This is a genomic window from Erwinia sp. B116 (assembly GCF_002865965.1).
GTDB lineage: Bacteria > Pseudomonadota > Gammaproteobacteria > Enterobacterales > Enterobacteriaceae > Erwinia.
This window is the reverse complement of sequence record NZ_JRZZ01000007.1, coordinates 137,327-155,233: the sequence shown is the minus strand read 5'-3', so window position 1 is coordinate 155,233 and position 17,907 is coordinate 137,327. Positions and strand designations below refer to the sequence as shown.

General features: G+C 58.6%; 17 protein-coding genes. 9 read left to right on the top strand and 8 right to left on the bottom strand.

Going from position 1 to position 17,907, the window contains the following annotated elements; genetic code table 11:
* Window positions 1-130: 130 nt before the first annotated feature.
* The 3 genes from NV64_RS07845 to NV64_RS07835 form a co-directional block, all read right to left on the bottom strand.
* On the bottom strand, window positions 131-1,021 hold the full coding sequence (locus tag NV64_RS07845; protein WP_101505686.1) for a LysR family transcriptional regulator: 891 nt from the start codon (window positions 1,019-1,021) through the stop codon (window positions 131-133).
* Between the two features lie 102 nt (window positions 1,022-1,123).
* A complete protein-coding gene (locus NV64_RS07840; protein WP_101505685.1) occupies window positions 1,124-2,233 on the bottom strand; it encodes an ISNCY family transposase in 1,110 nt (369 codons plus the stop codon).
* A gap of 321 nt (window positions 2,234-2,554) precedes the next feature.
* Complete coding sequence (locus NV64_RS07835; RefSeq protein WP_056241229.1) at window positions 2,555-3,037, bottom strand: GNAT family N-acetyltransferase; 483 nt, start codon at window positions 3,035-3,037, stop codon at window positions 2,555-2,557.
* A 352-nt stretch (window positions 3,038-3,389) separates the two neighbouring features.
* Between NV64_RS07835 and NV64_RS07830 the strand changes: the two genes are divergently transcribed.
* Window positions 3,390-4,490: a Fic family protein gene (locus NV64_RS07830; RefSeq protein ID WP_056241232.1), complete on the top strand. Its 1,101-nt coding sequence runs from the start codon at window positions 3,390-3,392 to the stop codon at window positions 4,488-4,490.
* Here the strand turns inward: NV64_RS07830 and NV64_RS07825 are convergent.
* Complete coding sequence (locus NV64_RS07825; protein ID WP_101505683.1) at window positions 4,479-5,408, bottom strand: nucleoside recognition domain-containing protein; 930 nt, start codon at window positions 5,406-5,408, stop codon at window positions 4,479-4,481. The two genes, NV64_RS07830 and NV64_RS07825, sit on opposite strands and share 12 nt — an antisense overlap.
* 236 nt (window positions 5,409-5,644) lie before the next feature.
* Between NV64_RS07825 and NV64_RS07820 the strand changes: the two genes are divergently transcribed.
* The gene (locus NV64_RS07820) at window positions 5,645-6,004 is read left to right on the top strand and encodes an MmcQ/YjbR family DNA-binding protein (RefSeq protein ID WP_056241239.1); all 360 of its coding nucleotides are present in this window, start codon (window positions 5,645-5,647) and stop codon (window positions 6,002-6,004) included.
* A 53-nt stretch (window positions 6,005-6,057) separates the two neighbouring features.
* Here the strand turns inward: NV64_RS07820 and NV64_RS07815 are convergent, their stop codons facing one another.
* Window positions 6,058-6,267, bottom strand: a complete 210-nt coding sequence (locus NV64_RS07815) for an osmotically-inducible lipoprotein OsmB (RefSeq protein WP_056241241.1) — start codon at window positions 6,265-6,267, stop codon at window positions 6,058-6,060.
* A gap of 207 nt (window positions 6,268-6,474) precedes the next feature.
* Between NV64_RS07815 and NV64_RS07810 the strand changes: the two genes are divergently transcribed.
* Window positions 6,475-7,491, top strand: a complete 1,017-nt coding sequence (locus tag NV64_RS07810) for a lipoate--protein ligase A (RefSeq protein ID WP_056241244.1) — start codon at window positions 6,475-6,477, stop codon at window positions 7,489-7,491.
* 111 nt (window positions 7,492-7,602) lie between these two features.
* Here the strand turns inward: NV64_RS07810 and NV64_RS07805 are convergent, their stop codons facing one another.
* Complete coding sequence (locus NV64_RS07805) at window positions 7,603-8,502, bottom strand: LysR family transcriptional regulator (RefSeq protein WP_101505682.1); 900 nt, start codon at window positions 8,500-8,502, stop codon at window positions 7,603-7,605.
* Window positions 8,503-9,068: 566 nt separating this feature from the next.
* Between NV64_RS07805 and NV64_RS07800 the strand changes: the two genes are divergently transcribed.
* Both NV64_RS07800 and NV64_RS07795 read left to right on the top strand, forming a co-directional pair.
* Window positions 9,069-10,391, top strand: coding sequence for an MFS transporter (locus tag NV64_RS07800; RefSeq protein WP_056241247.1), 1,323 nt, complete (start codon window positions 9,069-9,071; stop codon window positions 10,389-10,391).
* A 2-nt stretch (window positions 10,392-10,393) separates the two neighbouring features.
* A complete protein-coding gene (locus NV64_RS07795) occupies window positions 10,394-11,866 on the top strand; it encodes an amidase (protein ID WP_101505681.1) in 1,473 nt (490 codons plus the stop codon).
* Window positions 11,867-11,923: 57 nt separating this feature from the next.
* On the opposite strand, the gene NV64_RS07790 is transcribed toward NV64_RS07795, so the two are convergent.
* Window positions 11,924-12,343 carry a TraR/DksA C4-type zinc finger protein gene (locus tag NV64_RS07790; protein WP_056241251.1) on the bottom strand — a complete coding sequence of 140 codons (420 nt, stop codon included), beginning with the start codon at window positions 12,341-12,343 and terminating at the stop codon, window positions 11,924-11,926.
* A gap of 213 nt (window positions 12,344-12,556) precedes the next feature.
* Entirely contained in the window at window positions 12,557-13,753 is a 1,197-nt protein-coding gene (locus NV64_RS07785; protein ID WP_056241253.1) for a GTP-binding protein, read from the bottom strand.
* A gap of 122 nt (window positions 13,754-13,875) precedes the next feature.
* Here NV64_RS07785 and NV64_RS07780 point away from each other — a divergent pair, with 122 nt between their 5' ends.
* The 4 genes from NV64_RS07780 to NV64_RS23970 form a co-directional block, all read left to right on the top strand.
* Complete coding sequence (locus tag NV64_RS07780) at window positions 13,876-14,868, top strand: ABC transporter substrate-binding protein (RefSeq protein ID WP_056241762.1); 993 nt, start codon at window positions 13,876-13,878, stop codon at window positions 14,866-14,868.
* Window positions 14,865-15,884 (top strand): iron ABC transporter permease, encoded by a 1,020-nt coding sequence (locus NV64_RS07775; protein ID WP_056241256.1) that lies wholly within the window; start codon window positions 14,865-14,867, stop codon window positions 15,882-15,884. Before NV64_RS07780 ends, NV64_RS07775 begins: the two co-directional genes overlap by 4 nt.
* On the top strand, window positions 15,884-16,672 hold the full coding sequence (locus NV64_RS07770; RefSeq protein ID WP_101505680.1) for an ABC transporter ATP-binding protein: 789 nt from the start codon (window positions 15,884-15,886) through the stop codon (window positions 16,670-16,672). The genes NV64_RS07775 and NV64_RS07770 overlap by 1 nt, the downstream gene beginning before the upstream one ends.
* A gap of 347 nt (window positions 16,673-17,019) precedes the next feature.
* Window positions 17,020-17,907: ATP-binding cassette domain-containing protein (locus tag NV64_RS23970; protein WP_233208952.1), on the top strand; the 888-nt coding region annotated here is incomplete at its 3' end.

The following is a 17,907-nucleotide window of genomic DNA, read 5'->3' as shown; positions in this document are numbered from 1 at the left end:
GCGGCCATCTTAATCTCTTTAGTATTGAGAAATTAGATGCTTAATTTCGCATGGGCTTAGAAGGAGGTTTTATTAATAGGGTTATAAGTAACTGAGTTCGATATGGACTAGGAAAAACAGTGCTCAAAGGTTATGGGGCACGGAGTGCTTCGAGCACAAGTGCAAATGCCGGAGAATGTTGTAGACGGCTGGGGTAGTAAAGATGATAGGGAGGGCGCGGTGGACACCAGTCAGTAAGCTCCTGGACTAACATCCCGTTTTCAAGATAATTCTCCACGGTATCTAGCGGCAGATAAGCAAGTCCCAGCCCATCCAGGGCGGCCTGCCTCATCATATTTATTGTGCTGAAAGTCGCTCGTCCATCAATACGGACCTTCATTTCCGTCTCATCCTTGCGAAACTCCCAAGTATAGAATCCGCCATGAGTGGGCAGGCGTAATCTGATACAGCTATGATCGTTTAAATCACGAGGCGTTACCGGATGGTTTTTTCGCTTGAAATAAGAGGGCGCTGCGACCACTGCAAAACGGAAATCCCTGGCAAGAGGCAGGGAAACCATATCCATATCGACCTGTTCGCCCAACCGAACGCCAGCATCATAACGTTCAGCGACAATATCTTTAAGTCCGTACTCGCTGATAATTTCAATGTTGATATCGGGATACTCAAGCATCACCGGGGCGAGTTTAGGCCAGAGAATTGTATCGGCTGCATGTTCAACGGCAGTAATACGCACAGTACCGGCTGGTTTTTCTCGCAATCCGCTCAGCGCAGCTATCTCACTTTCAATTTCGTCAAAATGGGGTCCTATACGGGAAAGTAGCCGCTCGCCAGCTTCAGTCACAGAAACGCTACGCGTGGTACGGGTAAGAAGACGAAGACCAAGGTCTGCTTCAAGAGTCCTTACCGTGTAGCTCAGTGCCGACTGCGAGACACCTAACTGAGCGGTCGCTTTTGTGAAACTTTTTTCACGGGCAACTGCGATAAAAGCTTGATAATCGTTAACATTTTTACGACGCATTTATTAAACCAGTTTCTAAGTTGGGAGTCATTAGAGGCATTAACAAAATAATCCGGATAGAGGCAATTTGTCCATTATTAACGCCTGGCAAATAATGTTGAGTTATGTTTGTTTCTTCCCAAATATTTCTTCAGAGCGCGATTGAAGTTTCACCAGTGCATTGAACATATCGTCCTGATCCAGGGAACGCTGAGATTTCTTCGTCGTGGGGGCTTTACGCCTGCGTGAAGGACCGTCTCCGGATGGCACAGACTGTGACCGGTTATTATCCCGTTCTGCCTGCACCAGTTGCGCCATTTCCAGCGCCCGACCCAGACGTTTGTTGTCTACAATCGCCCCCTGGTCGATTTCAGAAAGCTTGTCATAGGTGGAGTAGGGAAGTGATACGCCATTTAGCCGGAGCTCTTTATGTCCGTCAGGGTAATGCCAGACATCGATGTATTTGCCAATCGCCCGACGACTCAGTTCGCTGTCTTCAATTAAATAAAGAACTTTGTCGTACTGTACTGTGAGTGATTTCGACACCTTGCGAGCCTCACGCCAGTTAAACACCATATCAAGGTCATCATCGACATCCAGTTCCCGATGAACATCAAACTCCTGACGAGGCGCTTTTGCAAAACGACGGTTGTAATCGTTCATGAACTCTTCGGCAAATGCGTTCGCAGCCTCCCTGGTGCTGATGCCCTGGAGCCTGAGTTCCTTAACCAGTCGGTCCTGAAGCGTCAGGTGTGCTCGTTCAACACGACCTTTGGCTGCACTGGTTTCTGCACAGATGGTCTGAATGTTCAGTTCATGCATCGCACGGCCAAACTGAGTTTCGCCGTCACCGCCAGTCGCATTTTTATTGTTTATCCTGAATACACTGGCTTTGTCGCTATACAGCGCCAGCGGTTTGCCGTGTTTTTCAATATAGCCCCGGGTCGCTTCAAAATAGGTAAACGTAGACTCCGATTTTACGAACATGTTCAATGCGTATGTTGCCAGTCCCGGAGGCAACTGATTGTTGCTCGATTTACCACGACGGCGGCTGGTCATGCCAAGCGGACCATCTTCACGATAACGCGCAAGCAGGCGGCGGCATTGACGGTCGGAGATACCAAGCCGCCGAGCTGCCATCTGTGTTGTCAGACGCCGGTCGATGACGTCCTGAATGATCTTGAGTCTGTTAACTTCATCCAAAGTGAAAAACTCCGCTGCGAGAGCCGTCATGGTAATCCTTACTTGATTATATACGCCGGACATCTTAACTTAGCCCAGAGCGGACATTACAACTTTGCTACTACATGGCGAGTGCGCATAATGCATATTATGTTAAATTGAATATCAACCTGGCGATACCCATTCAGGCTCAGCCCTGACCTGCCTTTCCCCAGCCAGATCGTCGTTATTATGCTGTAGTGCTCTTATGAAACCTGACCTGCCTAAACGGCCAGGCGATGAACATCAGATATTCCGGCGCCGTGCCGGCTTCTGTCAGTCATCAGCACCAGCGCCTACCTTCCGGATTCAACGTCTGGCGTTTGCGGTGGTTCAACTCTCCTCACTCAACGCCTTACTCATCCGGTAGTTCACAAAGGTTTCTCCTCTCACTTCCACCTGCTGCTGTTCCAGCACCTGATAACCGCGGCCAAGATAAAACGGCTGCGCGGTAATGCTGCCGTGCGTGGTGACCTGTTTAATACCTTGCTGCCTCAGGTCGCTTTCGAGGCGATCGGCCAGCCGCGTTGCCACACCACGGCGCGGAAAATCCGGATGGGTAAACAGCAAATCGAGATACCCGTCTGGCTCAGTACGGCTGAATCCGGCAATTCTCTCACCGATAATCGCCAACAGGATCTGCCCGCTGCTCATCATTCGCTGCCAGCGTTCGCGGTCGCAGGTCGACCAGGCCGCAATCTGGCCAGGAGTGTAATCACCGGCGGCCAGCTGCCTGACCGATGCCTGGTAAAGAGTGATAATCTGCTCCAGGTCCTCTGGCTGGTAAGGCCTGAGTACGATTTTATTGCAATTCATCTGTAACCTCATGATTATATACAATACATTCCTGCCGATCGCGCTACGTGAAATCTGCAAAAACATCAGGGTAATGATACTGCAGATTTCACACAGCGCAGGCAAAATCCGGCCGCAGAAATTGTCTTAATCCGCTCGCCGGCCTCTACGATAACGCATTCAGCACTATCCCGATCGGGATTAATCACGTTCTTACCCCCACAACCTCATCATGGATCCCTGCCCGACCGCGTAATCCTCAGTCGGTGAGTCAATTAACTCTTATAATCGACTCGTTTTATGAGTAGAATAAGATTTTAATCGACTCATAAAGTGAGGCGAATACCCCTTCTAATTGACTCAGGAGCGCAGCATGTGGATTTGGCAGCAGGAAAACTGGCCGGCGTTTGGCTGGGATCGCCAGCAGCTCGATCCGCTGCTGCGTGACGTACGGTTTCTGCAGGGAAAACTCTACGGCAGCAGCCTGCTGCTGGATACCACAACCAGTACGCTGGATAACGTGCTGGCCAATATCCTTTATTCCAGTGATATCGAGGGCGAAAAGCTTAACGCCCGTTCGGTACGTTCATCGCTGGCGCTGCACCTGGGCGTGGATAACGAGCTGGCCTGGCCGGTGGACCAGAAAACTGAAGGTCTGGTCGCCTCGGCGCTGGACGCCATCGAAAACCTTGACCAGCCGCTGACTCGTGAACGCCTGCTGCACTGGCACGCCCTGCTCTTTCCGGATGGCGCGGCACTGTTTCATCCGATCGCCGGCGGGCAGTTTCGCAGCGGCCCGGTGCAGGTCGTTTCCGGCCGGCTGGATAAACCGCTGGTTCACTTTGAAGGCCCGGCGAGTGAAGCGGTTGACGGTGAGGTCGACGCTTTCCTCCGCTGGTTTAACACCAGCGGCGACGATCGGCAGATCGATCCGCTGCTGCGCGCCGGCATCGCCCACCTGTGGTTCTTAACCCTGCATCCGTTTGAAGACGGCAACGGCCGCATCGGGCGCCTGATAATGGACCTTGCGCTGGCGCAGGCCGAACGTAATACGGTACGACTCTACGCCATGTCGCGGACCATCAATACCCACCGACGTGACTATTATCAGGTGCTGGAACAGACGCAGCGTGGCGAACTGGAGATCACCGGCTGGCTCAGCTGGTTTATCGATATGCTGAAAGCCTCGATCGAAGAGACGCTGACGGTGATTGAGCAAACGGTGTTTAAAACCCGCTACTGGCAGCGCTTCGGGCGGTCGGCGTTAGGCGGTGAACAGGTTAAGGTACTGAACCGCCTGCTCGACGGAGACTTTAGCGACGGGATTAACAACAGCCAGTATAAAGCGGTGGCCAGAGTCAGCCGCGCCACCGCCACCCGTCATCTGGCCCAGCTGGTTGAGCTGGGCTACCTGGTCGTTAACCCCGGTGGCGGCCGCAGCACCCGTTACAGCCTTCCAGCGCTAAAACAGTAAAGCATGCAGCACCGAACGTAGCGCAATACCGATCAGCGCGCCGGGCAGCGCAAAGCGGAACAGACGCACAAAGCGGCTGGCGATGCCGAGGTAAATACCAATACCGGGCAGATCAAGCGTCTGCACCATAAAGCCGGCCGAGGCGTTGATCTGCTGCGGGGTTAACAGGCCGCGCTGCAGCAGGTCGGATGCCACGCCAAAATACGCGGTGCCGCCGGCCAGGCACTTGGTCAGCGCCGGTAACACGTAGACGTCGGAAATACTTACCGCGGCCAGCAGCGGCGAAATCAGACGGGTAAGCAGATCGATAGCGCCCGCCTCTTTCAGAATGCCGACGATGGTCAGCGACAGGATCAGCATCGGCACCGAACCGAGCGACAGACGAATGGCGTCCGAGCCTGCACCGTTAATAATGGCGATCGCCCCGCTGGATGACTTGTCCTCAACCGGCATGGTCTCCGGCAGCAACGATTTAACCGATAAGCGCCGGCCAGACAGATACCAGGTCACCGCCGACGCGGCCAGCCCGCCGGCCACTGAGATCCCAATCGCCGCGCCCCACTGCAGCCCGAACGGGATCAGCGGATAGAACACGTTACCCTGCCCCATGGCAAACAGCATCGCCAGGGTAGCGGCCAGATGGCGATCGGAGGTACCGCGTTTTTCCATAATCGCCAGCGCCGCCAGCGGTGCGGCAAAGCTGACGAAGTTAAGCTGGATCAGCGCGAAAATGCCCAGTCCGGTAATGCCAAAAGGTTTTAACAGCGGGCTGAGCAGCGCCACGATGCGATCGAGTATCCCGCGTGCTTCCAGATACTTCATAATAATCAGCATCACTACCATAACCGGGATCAGCGTGTAGAGCGCCACGTCAACCGAAGCCTTGCCCGCCGCCATGATGATCCCAATGATATCCATTCCCTGCTCCGTAAGGTTGAGTAAAGTTTGGCTTAGCTTATCGCATTTTTTGCCTCTGCCAATGCTTAAGGCTGGTTGGCAGAGAAATAATTTGCTGAGTAATCATTTGCATAAAGCAGTATTAACGGCAGAATGTAAGCAAGAGTGTGGAATCGTTTCTGACTAATCACCACGCTGGCGCTTAACAACGTTGGTGAACATGGGTGAACGAGAAAAGACGTTTAAGGAGAGCAACAATGCAGGGTAATGAGATCCATCAGGCGGCGATCGCCACGGCAGAGCTGTTGGCCGCCTCGGCGTGCAGCTATCCGTTCGGGCCGGAACATCAGGTGTTTAAAGTCGCCGATAAAATTTTTCTGTTGCTGACCGAACGTCACGGCGAGAAGATCGTTACCCTGAAGTGTCGCGAGCAGGACGGTGAGCTGCACCGGGCTATTTATGACAGCATCAGACCGGGCTATCATATGAATAAGCGCCACTGGATTACGGTGTGGCCGGGGGAAAAGATTAGCGCAGCGTTAATTAGCCAGCTGGTTGAAGAGTCGTATCGTTTAGTATTAGAGGGTGTACCGAAATACCGGCGGCCGAAATTTTAAGCGGAATTTGTGGCGGCAGTTACCGGAGATAACCACCGCCAGGCAAGCGAGACTCAGCGGCTCACTTCGTGTCCGACCAGGCCACCGATGGCCGCGCCGCCCAGAGTACCCCAGGTGCTGCCGCCGGTAAGAACCGCGCCACCCACGGCACCGACACCCGCGCCAATGGCGGTGTTACGTCCGCGGTGGGACATACCGCACGCGGTGATCGAGAAGGTGACCAACAGGACGACGGCAATAGTACAGCTGCGTTTTAAGAGCATCAAAGACCTCATTACCATTAATGATAATGGAATGTAGTAGAGTTAAGTGTGTTATTTGTACTGACCCGATCCGTTTTAGCCTGCTATTCCCTTTGCAGTCAATTTACTCTCTGCTAGTTTATTACGATAGGTAAAAATTCTTATTTTTTAATGAGTAAAAAAGCATCTTCCAGGATGATTTTAATAACTAAATGAACGGGAAACTGAATGTCCTCACTACGCCTGCTGTTGTCGCTGTCGCACGATCCCTGGTTTAACCTTGCCGTTGAAGAGTGCATCTTCCGCCAGATGCCGCCGACTCAGCGGGTGCTGTTTCTGTGGCAGAACGCCGAAACGGTGGTGATCGGCCGCGCGCAGAACGCGTGGAAAGAGTGCAATACACGGCGAATGGCGGAAGATAATGTGCGTCTGGCGCGGCGCAGCAGCGGCGGCGGCGCGGTGTTTCACGATCTCGGCAACTGCTGCTTTACCTTTATGGCCGGCAAACCCGGATACGATAAAAGCGTTTCTACCGGCATTATCCTGCAGGCGCTCGCTTCGCTGGGCGTGCAGGCGGAGGCGTCCGGCCGTAATGACCTGGTGGTCAACACCGCAGACGGCGTGCGGAAAGTTTCCGGGTCGGCCTATAAAGAGGCGGCGGATCGCGGTTTCCACCACGGCACGCTGCTGATCGATGCCGATCTGTCGCGGCTGGCCAACTACCTCAACCCGGACCAGAAAAAGCTGCAGGCCAAGGGTATTACCTCGGTGCGGGCCAGGGTGGCCAATCTGCGGGAGCTGGTGCCGGGGATCGACTTTGCTCAAATCTGTGAGGCGACACAGGAAGCCTTTTTCAGCCACTTTAACGAACGCTGCGAGCCGGAACTGATTTCGCCGGATGCCCTGCCCGACCTGCCCGGTTTCGAAGCGCTGTTTGCCCGTCAGAGCAGCTGGGAGTGGAACTTTGGTCAGGCGCCGGAGTTCAGCCATCAGCTGGACGAGCGCTTTAGCTGGGGCGGCGTGGAGATCCATTTCGACGTTGAGCGTGGAACGATCGCGCGCTGCCAGATTTTTACCGACAGCCTGAATCCCGCCCCTCTGGAGCAGCTGGCGCTGGCGTTACCGGGCGTAACCTATCGGCCGGCGGACGTAGCCGCCTGCCTGGCGTCGGTACAGGCCGACTATCCGCAGCAGCAGGCTGAACTGGCACAGCTGCGCGAATGGCTGCTGATTAGCATTAGTTAGCAGCGGCCCTGCCGCTTTCAGGGGGCCGGGCATCCGTTACCGGCCGGTCCGGATTGCGCTGGCCGACGCGCAGCTGCCCTGCGGGTCGGCGATAGGATATGACCCCAGCTGTCAGCCGTTCTGCCTGACCACGATCGCCGCCAGCTGCTGATGGAACAGCCGGGTGGCCATCGACAGATTGCGCTGGCGCGGCAGACACAGGTCAACCTTTACCCGCCCCATAACCGGGTCGGCCAGCGATACCGCAATCAGCTGGTCGTGGTCGGTACTATCGTTAACGTTCAGCTGCGGCTGGATAATCAGCGCCAGGCCGAGCACCGCCAGCCGCTTCTGCACGTCCAGCGAGCTGGCAACGTAGCGGATATCAAAGGTCAGCCCTTCGCGGCGGGCGGCCGACTCCATCAGCTGGCGTACGGCAAAGTTCTCTGACGGAATGCACAGCGGATACTGCGCCACCTCCTTCAGCGTCAGGCTACTTTTCACCGCCAGCGAATGCTGATGCGACATCACCACCTTGTGCTGCAGTTCACAGCTGTGGGTGATCTGCAGGTCGGCGCTGACCGGCAGATAAAAGGTCAGCGCCACGTCAGCCCGCCCCGCCAGCAGTTCGGCAGCGATATGGGGTGCGCTGCCGGTTTCAATCTCAAACGTCACCCTGGGATGCAACGCGCTGAATCCGGCAATCGCCGGCGCGATAAACGAAGACATCAGGCTTTCGGCGGCGCACAGCCGCACGCTGCCGGAGACAATGCTGTTCGAGGCGGCAATCTTATCCTTAACGCTGTCCAGCTCGGTCAGCGTGGCGTGGATCGCCTGCGCCAGAAACTCCCCTTCGCGCGTCAGCTTAATGCCGCGCGGGCTGCGTTCAACCAGAGCGGCACCGTAGTAGTGTTCGAGGATCTCAATCTGGCGGCTCACCGCCGTGGCGGTGACAAACAGTTTCTCCGCCGCCTCGCGCAGCGACGCGGATCTGGCGACCTGACTGAAATATCGCAGTGCCCTGAGCTGCATAATTGCTCCTGCCATGCAAAGTTATAAGATGAAAATTATCATCACCGTTTTTTATTGATGATGCAAATACCCTCAGCGACAGGAATGAATATATCGCTGCCCGCTTATGGCGCATCGCGATCGCTATTTGTGCAGCGTTGAATTTAAGCGTCCGATCACATTTTTCGTTCTGAAAGAAACAGGTTAGCAATCATCATATTAACCGGAAAACCCCTTTCAGCGGATCGATAAGCAAACCATGACAGAGCGCACATTTTTAGTGCGTTATGATCATTTTTGTTTTTGAAAACAGATCGGTGTGACGGCATGGCTGGACTCTAATCCAGCAATTTCAATGCATTACTGTGGTTCATCTTCACGGGCATTTTTATCGCCACCTCCTGAGTGCTCACATTTTGTTGACACTACTCCAGCGCAATTGTGCTGGTCGGGGCACGCGGCCTTTGTTATATCTGACCTTCGCAGCCTGCTGCGGCAATTAATTCAGGCAGTCATCATCATCACGACGGGCATTAACCCTGACCAGCAATAATAACATTCTGCTCAATTCAACAGGAGCTTCTGCTATGTCGCATGAAACAACCGCGCCCCGGCGCGCAAGCCGTAAAGAAGTGGTTGCCGTGGTGTTGGGGGCAGCGGTCGAGTTTTTTGATTTCAGCGCCTACGCCACCTTCGCTATTATGATCGGCAACGTCTTCTTCCCGTCGGAAACGCCGTTTATGAGCCTGCTGCTCTCCGTTTCCGTGTTCGGCATCGGCTTTATTGTGCGGCCGCTGGGGGCGATCTTTATCGGCAGCTACGCCGACCGCGCCGGGCGCAAACCGGCGATGCTGCTGACCATGGCGCTGATGACCATCGGCACCGGCGGGCTGGTGTTCCTGCCCGGCTATGAAACCATCGGTATCGCCGCGCCGATCCTGCTGGTGCTGATCCGCATGATGCAGGGGCTGGCCTGGGGCGGCGAAGCCGGACCGGCCACCACCTTTATTATGGAAGCGGCACCGGAAGGCAAACGGGCATTCTACGCCAGCTGGCAGATTGTCGCCCAGGGAGTTGCCGGCATCAGCGCCGGGCTGATCGGCTACTCGCTGACCGTCTGGCTGACGCCGGAGCAGCTCGCCAGCTGGGGCTGGCGCCTGCCCTTCGCCTTTGGCCTGCTGATCCTGCCGATTGCCATCTACCTGCGCCGCCACCTGCATGAAAGTTTTACCCCGGCAGAACAGAGCAGCAAAACCACCACCCGCGGGCTGCTGTCACAGGTGATGAAAAATCACCGCAGCCTGGTATTGCTGGGGATCTTTATGCTCTCCGGCAGCACCATCACCCAGTACTTCCTGAACTATATGACCACCTATGCGCTGAGCGAGCTGCACTTTGACTCCGGTACGGCAATGATCTCCACCATGATGATCGGCGGCTGCGTGGTGGTTTTCTCGCTGGTCGGCGGCTGGATGGCGGATCGCTTTGGCCGCAAAGTGACCATTATCGCGCCGCGCCTGCTGCTGTTGATACTGCTGCTGCCGGCGCTGGACCTGATTAACAGCACGCGCAGTGAACCGGTGTTCTTTGCGGTGATCGCCGTGCTGGCGGCACTGCAGTGCATCAGCGGCTCCGGCGTTCTGGTCGTGCTGTGCGAGAACTTCCCGAAAGCGATCCGCTCCACCGGTTTTTCCATCGCCTATGCCTTCGGCATCACCCTGTTCGGTGGTACCGCGCAGATCGTCTTCTCCTGGCTGATCAAAAGCACCGGCGACCCGGTGTCGCCCGGCTGGTATCTGATTGCCGCCAATATTCTGTGCCTGATCTCGGTGGCGCTGATTAAGACCCGCACCTCGTCGCGGCCGCCGGTCATCACGCATCGCCCTCTGTTAAACCCTGAGGATCTCTGACTATGAGCACTGTAATGAGCTGGGAGGCATGGGCCTCCGCGGATGCCGTCGCGCTGGCGGCAAAGGTTAAATCGGGTGAGGTAACGGCGGCGGAACTCGCCCATCAGGCCGCCGACGCCGTTGCCCGCGTCAATCCGACGACTGGCGCGGTGGTTGAACTGTTTGACGACGCCATCCACGCGCCGGCCACCGACGGTACGCGGCTGGATGGCCCGTTTGCTGGCGTACCCTTCCTGATGAAAGACCTCGGCCCGGGCGTTAAAGGCCGCCTGCAGGAGCAGGGATCGAAATTTCTGCGCGGCAATCGCCCGGCGGCGGATGCATTCCTGACGCAGCAGATCCGCCACGCCGGGCTGAACATTATCGGCCGCAGCGCCACGCCGGAGTTTGGCGTCTGCGGCTCGGCGGAAAACCCTGACATCTACGTCACCCGCAATCCGTGGAATCCGGAATACACCACCTTTGGTTCTTCGGCCGGGGCTTCGGCCTCGGTGGCCGCCGGGGTGCTGCCGCTGGCGCACGCCACCGACGGCGGCGGTTCGATCCGTATTCCCGCCGGATCGCACGGGCTGATCGGCCTGAAAAGCTCGCGCGGCGTGTTCTCCATCGCCCCGGCGCTCTCCGATATCAGCGGCTACGTCTCCACCCAGGGCTGCGTCAGCCGCTCGGTGCGGGACAGCGCCCTGTTTGTCGACAGCTGCCGCGGCGGTGCGCCGGGGGAGTTTATGCCCTACTGGCAGAGCGCGGAGCCGTGCAGCGAGCTGATCAAACGCGACCCGCCGCCGCTGCGCATCGCTATCTCCCATGAGTGGGGGGATTACCGCGCCGACCCGCACTTTGTTCGCGAACTGGAGCGCGCCGCCGGGCTGCTGGCCGAGCTGGGGCATCAGGTAGAGTGGCAGGTGCCGGATATCGACTTTGAGGCGGCGTTTGCCGCGCAGACCAGCTGCTATATCGGCAACTTTGCGCAGTTTATCGCCCGCCTGCTGGAGAAAAAGGGGCTGGACGCGCCGCCGGAAGATCTTGTCGAACCAATCAATATTAAGATCTGGCAGAAAGGCATTGATATGAGCTACGGCGAACGCTGGAAAATGCAGGACGTGTTTAACACTACCGCACGGCGGCTGGGTAACTTTTATCAGCAGTGGGATATTATCCTCACCCCGACCTTTGCCAAACCGACGCCGCTGCTCGGTGATAAACGCTATCTGACCACCAGCGACAACCCGGACGTGCTGGACTGGTTCTACGGCCTGTGGGATATCTTCGCCTATACGCCGCTGGCCAGCGTCACCGGTACCCCCGGAATCTCCCTGCCGCTCGGCCACCAGCAGTCCGGCATTCCGCTGGGCATTCACGCGCAGACCCGCCAGGGCAACGACGCGCAGCTGCTGCAGCTGGCCGCCCAGCTGGAACGTGCGCTGGGCGGACGATTTGGTATTGGCCACCAGCCAATGGTGCACGTGACAGGGTAAAAACAGAAAGCCGCGATAAATCATCAGATTATCGCGGCTTAAACGGATTCAAAACAGTTACTTCCTGTACCCCAGTTCCCGAATCTCCTGCGCTGCCTTGGCATCAATACTCAGCTCCGCCGTGGGCCGTAGCAGCAGGCGCGGCAGGCCGATTGGGTCGCCGGACTCCAGGCAGTAGCCGTATTCGCCGTTACGCAGACGCAGCAACGCCGCATCTATTTTCGGCAGCAGACGACTTTGGCGATCGATCTGCCGGAACAGCAGCCGCAGTTCCTCCTCTCTTAACGCTTTATCCGCTTCGTCACCGTGATTATCGCCGCCCTGCAGCCCCTGCTTCAGCTCGGCAATATGCAGCAGCAGGGCCTGTTTCTCCTGCTCCAGCCGCTGACGGAAAAATGCCTGCTGTTGCGTATTCATATAGTGCTCTGGTTTCATCGCCAGGATTTTCTGTTCTTCGGTCTGTTTCTTTGCTGGCATCTTTGCCCTCTGCTGCTTATGAACGGTCATCACGCCGTCTTAGTAGATAGTTGATGCGGTAGTAGTCATGATTCTTTACGTGCTCTGCACACTCTCCGGTCAAAGCCGTAGCCGCGTGATTCGCTCACGCAAAGGGTTTTGACTGTTCAGCGGCTATGTATGACCAATACGTCGATGGACGCGGGGCCTTTCCCTGAAGCTGAGTGGTGGCGGTCAAACCTGCAGCCGCGCCACGCTCGTCGGCCAGGGATCGCTAAACTCCCCGCCCGCCTGCCACCAGGCGATCTCCCGTTCGGTCAGAAAACAGCGTTTAAGCGCCGCGACAAACGGATCGAGCTGGTCGCGCAGGCCAATCACCGTCAGGCTGCAGCGCCGGTCGCCAAAGCGCCCCGGCATCGCGTCCAGCTGCTGTTGCAGCATCGCCCGCTCCCCGGCATTGAGTCGGTTATCCTCGTGGCGCAACACCCCCGCCTTCCAGTAGCTGATAAACTCCAGCCCGATGCTGCCCGCCGTCTGGTTCCACAGCAACGCCAGATCGTCGCGCCCCGGCAGCCAGAAGAAGCCTTTACTGCGATGGATACCCATGCCGGTAAACTGCTGCCAGGTATCCCACAGCCGCTGCGGGTGGAACGGTCTGTCATCCTCAATCACCCGTGACTCAATATCATAGGGCGCGCGCTGCGGCGTCATGCGGTCCACCTGCGGCGCCAGCTCCTCAATCAGCCGTCCCACGCGATGAAAGTCATAGTCCGGCGCGTTGAGCACCCTCTCTATCGGCAGATTCCCCCACGGCAGGGCCATCACCGCCACGCCCGGATTAATCGGATGTACCGCCTGGGCGATACTGACCACCTGCTCTGCCGTCAGCCGGTCGGTTTTCGTCAGCAACAGCTGGCTGCAGAACAGCAGCTGCTCGGCCAGCAGGTTCTCCACGCCGCGTTGCCCGGCAGCCAGATGACGCTGCCAGCGTGGCAGCAGGTCCGCGCCGCCGTGATAGTCGCCGTTAAGCATCACCGCATCCATCAGCGTCAGAAATCCCGTTAACCGGACTAAGGGATGGTCGCGCAGCGCTCTCACCAGCGGCAGCGGATGGCTGCTCCCCGAGGTTTCCAGCAGGATATGTGCGGGGCGATTGCCGGAAACCAGCCGTTGCAGCGCCAGCTCAAGCTTCTGAACACCGGTAACGCTGCTGATACTGTCGGCTGAGAGCGTAATAAAGCGGTTTTCGTGGCCGGCGATACCGGTACTGGCAATCAGCACGCCGTCCACGTCCAGTTCGCTCATGTCGTTAACGATCACGCTAACCGGCAGCGACCGTTGCCCGGCCTGCTGCAGCAGGCTTTTCAGCAGGGTGGTTTTACCGGCGCCAAGAAAGCCGTTAAGGATGGTCAGGGGAAGTCGCGGTTGCATGCTGAGATCTCACTGTCACGGCGCTTGACTCGGGATACGCCTGAATGCAGAATAATTGTTATGTTATAACATATCTAAATTCAGGTGTTAACCCCGTGAAATCCAGAAAACTGCTGTTGCCGATGCTCTCCGCCCTCTCCCTTGCCGTCTCTCTTTCCGTCTCTGCCGCGTATCCGCTAACCGTGCATAACTGCGATCGCGATGAAACCTTTCAGGCCGCCCCACAGCGGGTGGTAACCATCGGTCAGCATGAAACCGAACTGCTACTGGCGCTGGGTCTGGAGAAGAAAATTGCCGGGACTTCGGTGTGGTTTGGTCCGCTGCCGGATGGGGTACGGGCAGCCGGAAAGGATCTTAAGCGACTGGCCGATAATGCCCCCGGCTTTGAGGCGGTAGTGGCACAGAAGCCGGATCTGGTATTAGCGCAGTACAGCTGGCATCTCGGCCCCCAGGGGGAAGTCGCCAGCCGCGAACGCTTTGAGCAGCTGGGGATCAACACCTGGCTCTCCCCCGCTGACTGCATCGGCAAAGCGGTGACGGCGGAATCAAACGGTGACGGTGCCCGCAGCGCGCCATTCTCGCTGGATGCGATCTACCAGGAAATCAGCCAGCTGGCGCAGATTTTTGACGTTGAGCCGCGTGGGCTGGCGCTGACCGAACAGCTGGCCGGGCGCATTACCCGCGTACAGCAGCAGCTGAAGGCGTCGCAGGTGCGGCCGCTGAAGGTGCTTTACTGGTTCTCCAGCACCCGGCTGAACGGCGATCCCTGGGTGGCCGGGCGCGATGGCGCGCCGGGCTGGATCAGCCGCACGCTGGGCCTGCAAAACGTGATTGCGTCAAATCAGGAGTGGCCGGCGGTCAGCTGGGAACAGATCGCCCGCCTGCAGCCGGACGTCATTGTGCTGGCCAGTATGGATCGCCGCCTCTACCCGGCAGACGATATCACGCAGAAAATGGCGTTTCTGCACAGCGATCCGGTGACCAGAGAGCTACCGGCGGTAAAAAATAACCAGTTGATCGTGGTACCGGCGATGTCGCTCAATCCGTCGCTGCGTAACGTCGACGCCGTTGAGCTGATCGGTCAGCAGATTGCCCGTTCTGCGGCGCAGCCATGAACCCGCTGCTGAAAACGTCCCTGCTGCTGACTGCGGGAACGCTGAGCACGGGTGCTCTCACCCTGCTGGCCGCCGCCAGCGGCGAGCTGCCGGTCTCCTTCAGCCATACCCTGCAGGCGGTGAGTAACGGGCTGGGTGTGAGCCAGTATCCGCTGCCGGCTATCGAACAGGGCGTGGTCTGGCAGTACCGGATGAGTCGGGCGGTGATGGCGGCGTTTAGCGGTGGCGGGCTGGCGATCTGTGGCGTGGTATTGCAGGCTCTGCTGCGTAACCCACTGGCCGAACCTTATCTGCTGGGTATATCCGCCGGTGCCTCCACCGGCGCGGTGCTGGTGATGCTACTGGGTTTCGGCGGCAGCCTGCTGTCGGTGAGCGGCGGCGCGTTTCTCGGCGCGCTGGCGGCGTTTGCGGTGATTATGCTGCTGGCGCGCGGGCTGCGCGACGGCCCGGCGCGCATTATCCTCAGCGGTATTGCGGCAACGCAGCTGTTTAACGCCCTTACCGCCTGCGTGGTCAGCACCTCGGCCAACGCCGAGCAGTCGCGCGGCGTGATGTTCTGGCTGCTGGGCAGCCTGAGCGGCGTGCGCTGGCCGGACGTGCTACTGAGCATGGCAGTTACCGGTCCGGCGCTGCTGCTGTTTCTGTCGTTTGCCCGCACGCTGGACACGTTCAGCTTTGGTGAGGAGGTGGCCAGCACGCTGGGTACCGCCGTCACACCGGTACGTATTCTGCTGTTACTGACCGCCGCGCTGCTGACCGCGGTGCTGGTGAGCATTATCGGCGCGGTAGGATTTATCGGGCTGGTGATCCCGCATCTGACCCGCTTCTTTATCGGACCGCCGCATCTGCGGCTGCTGCCGGCTGCCTTCCTCGCCGGGGCACACTTTATGATTATCGCCGACCTGCTGTCGCGCAGCCTGATTGCCCATCAGGTACTGCCGATCGGCGTGGTTACCGCGCTGGTCGGTGCACCGGTGTTTGCCGCGATCCTCTGGCGGCAACGGGGGGCAGCCTGATGCAGCTTAGCGCACGGCAGCTGACCCTGACCCGCCAGGCGCAGACGATTTTACAACGGATTGATTTTGACGCCGCCAGCGGGCAGACCGTTGGCCTGCTGGGGCCGAACGGCAGCGGGAAATCGACGCTGCTCAAGTGCCTTGCGGGGCTGCATCCCGCTCCGCAGCGCACGGTGCTGCTTGACCGGCAGCCCTTACGCCTGCTCTCGGCCCGCCAGCGAGCGCAGCGGCTGGCGCTGGTCAGCCAGCACGCCGAGGCAGAAGATGCGCTGAGCGTGGAGGAGATCGTGCGTCTTGGCCGCAGCCCGCACCGGGGAGCCTTTAGCCCGTGGCAGAGAGAGGACGCACAGGCGGTCGCCGCCGCGCTGGAGATGACCCACCTGCAGCCGCTGCGCCAGCGCCGCTGGCAGCAGCTCTCCGGCGGCGAAAAACAGCGCTGTCAGATTGCCCGTGCGCTGGCGCAGCAGCCGCATGTGCTGCTGCTGGATGAGCCGACCAACCATCTGGATATTCAGCACCAGCTGGCGCTGATGCAGCTGATCGCCAGCCTGCCGGTTACCGTGGTGGTGGCGCTGCACGATCTCAACCTCGCCGCGCGCTACTGCCAGCATCTGGTGGTGCTGAAGCAGGGTGAGGTCGCCGCCGCCGGCACGCCGCAGCAGGTACTGACGCCGCAGCGTATCGCCGCCATCTGGCAGGTGGATGCCAGCGTCGAGCAGCGCCATCCGGGGGTGATGCGCATCGATTTCCACTGCCCGCTCTGTGCAGCTGGTGTTACGGCGGGATAACCAGCCAACAATTCAGCGCTGATTTGCCGCTATTTAACTTAACCCTGAAGCCGCACTAATCCGGCCAGTTTTATTATTTAGCTGGCCGCCGCTGCGGTTGTTGCTTATACTTTTTTCACCGATTCACTCAGATAAATATATTAAGGAGGATGGCTATGCTCACACGTGAATGGTTTCTTTATTCACCTGTCATCAGCGATCGTCGCTGCTCAGACCTCTCTGCTATCGTGCTGCGATAACGGGTCTGAGCGAAGCCCACTAATCTGAGTTCTTCCCTCCGGCTTACCGGTTATCGTCAGCGACTATGACGAGGGCATTGTTACGCCCAAAAAACTGGACCAGTCATTATGAGTACACTTCTTTCTGCCCAGGCGCTGAGCCTCGATCTGGCCGGCGGCCCGCTGCTGTCTGACCTGAACTTCACCCTCAATACCGGCGACCGTATCGGCCTGATCGGCGATAACGGCTGCGGTAAAAGTACCCTGTTAAACCTGCTCAGCGGCAGGCTGGCCCCCGGCCGTGGCAGCCTCACCCGTGCCGCCCGCTGCGTGGTGGCGCAGGTGGAACAGTTTCTGCCGCCGGAACTGGCGCGACTGCCTCTGCCGGAGGTGCTGCTGCACGGCCTGCCCGGCAACGCCGAACCGCCGCAGCGCTGGCAGGCTGAGCTACTGCTGGAGCAGACCGGTTTCGCTCCCCCGCTCTGGCAGCAAACCGCCGCCGAACTGAGCGGCGGCCAGCAGACCCGCCTGCTGCTGGCCCGCGCGCTGATCCGCCAGCCGGACCTGCTGCTGCTGGATGAGCCGGGCAACCACCTCGACCTGCCGACGCTGCTGTGGCTGGAGCAGTTTTTACAGCAGTGGCGCGGCAGCCTGGTGATGGTCTCCCACGACCGCCAGCTGCTGGACGCCGTCACCAACGTGAGCTGGATCCTGCGTGACCGTCAGATAGTCAGCATTGCGCTGCCCTGCACGGCGGCACGCGCCGCGCTGGCGGAGCAGGATGATGCCGACCGCCACCGGCGTCAGGCGCAGCAAAACGAGATCGACCGGGTGGCCAAAAGCGCCCGCCGGCTGGCATTGTGGGGGCGCGACTATGACAACGAAGGGCTGGCGCGCAAGGCGAAACAGATGGAGAAGCAGGTGGCGCGCCTGCAGGAGCAGCAGACCGGGGTCAGCGCCGGTTCGCGCTGGCAGCTGCGTCTGGCCGGTGAGGCGCTGGCGGCGGACCGGCTGCTG

Bases quoted from the DNA above. Each gene is read 5' to 3' on its own strand.
- NV64_RS07845 (WP_101505686.1), bottom strand. From the start codon at position 1,021: ATGCGTCGTAAAAATGTTAACGATTATCAAGCTTTTATCGCAGTTGCC.
- NV64_RS07840 (WP_101505685.1), bottom strand. From the start codon at position 2,233: ATGACGGCTCTCGCAGCGGAGTTTTTCACTTTGGATGAAGTTAACAGA.
- NV64_RS07835 (WP_056241229.1), bottom strand. From the start codon at position 3,037: ATGAATTGCAATAAAATCGTACTCAGGCCTTACCAGCCAGAGGACCTG.
- NV64_RS07830 (WP_056241232.1), top strand. From the start codon at position 3,390: ATGTGGATTTGGCAGCAGGAAAACTGGCCGGCGTTTGGCTGGGATCGC.
- NV64_RS07825 (WP_101505683.1), bottom strand. From the start codon at position 5,408: ATGGATATCATTGGGATCATCATGGCGGCGGGCAAGGCTTCGGTTGAC.
- NV64_RS07820 (WP_056241239.1), top strand. From the start codon at position 5,645: ATGCAGGGTAATGAGATCCATCAGGCGGCGATCGCCACGGCAGAGCTG.
- NV64_RS07815 (WP_056241241.1), bottom strand. From the start codon at position 6,267: ATGCTCTTAAAACGCAGCTGTACTATTGCCGTCGTCCTGTTGGTCACC.
- NV64_RS07810 (WP_056241244.1), top strand. From the start codon at position 6,475: ATGTCCTCACTACGCCTGCTGTTGTCGCTGTCGCACGATCCCTGGTTT.
- NV64_RS07805 (WP_101505682.1), bottom strand. From the start codon at position 8,502: ATGCAGCTCAGGGCACTGCGATATTTCAGTCAGGTCGCCAGATCCGCG.
- NV64_RS07800 (WP_056241247.1), top strand. From the start codon at position 9,069: ATGTCGCATGAAACAACCGCGCCCCGGCGCGCAAGCCGTAAAGAAGTG.
- NV64_RS07795 (WP_101505681.1), top strand. From the start codon at position 10,394: ATGAGCACTGTAATGAGCTGGGAGGCATGGGCCTCCGCGGATGCCGTC.
- NV64_RS07790 (WP_056241251.1), bottom strand. From the start codon at position 12,343: ATGCCAGCAAAGAAACAGACCGAAGAACAGAAAATCCTGGCGATGAAA.
- NV64_RS07785 (WP_056241253.1), bottom strand. From the start codon at position 13,753: ATGCAACCGCGACTTCCCCTGACCATCCTTAACGGCTTTCTTGGCGCC.
- NV64_RS07780 (WP_056241762.1), top strand. From the start codon at position 13,876: ATGCTCTCCGCCCTCTCCCTTGCCGTCTCTCTTTCCGTCTCTGCCGCG.
- NV64_RS07775 (WP_056241256.1), top strand. From the start codon at position 14,865: ATGAACCCGCTGCTGAAAACGTCCCTGCTGCTGACTGCGGGAACGCTG.
- NV64_RS07770 (WP_101505680.1), top strand. From the start codon at position 15,884: ATGCAGCTTAGCGCACGGCAGCTGACCCTGACCCGCCAGGCGCAGACG.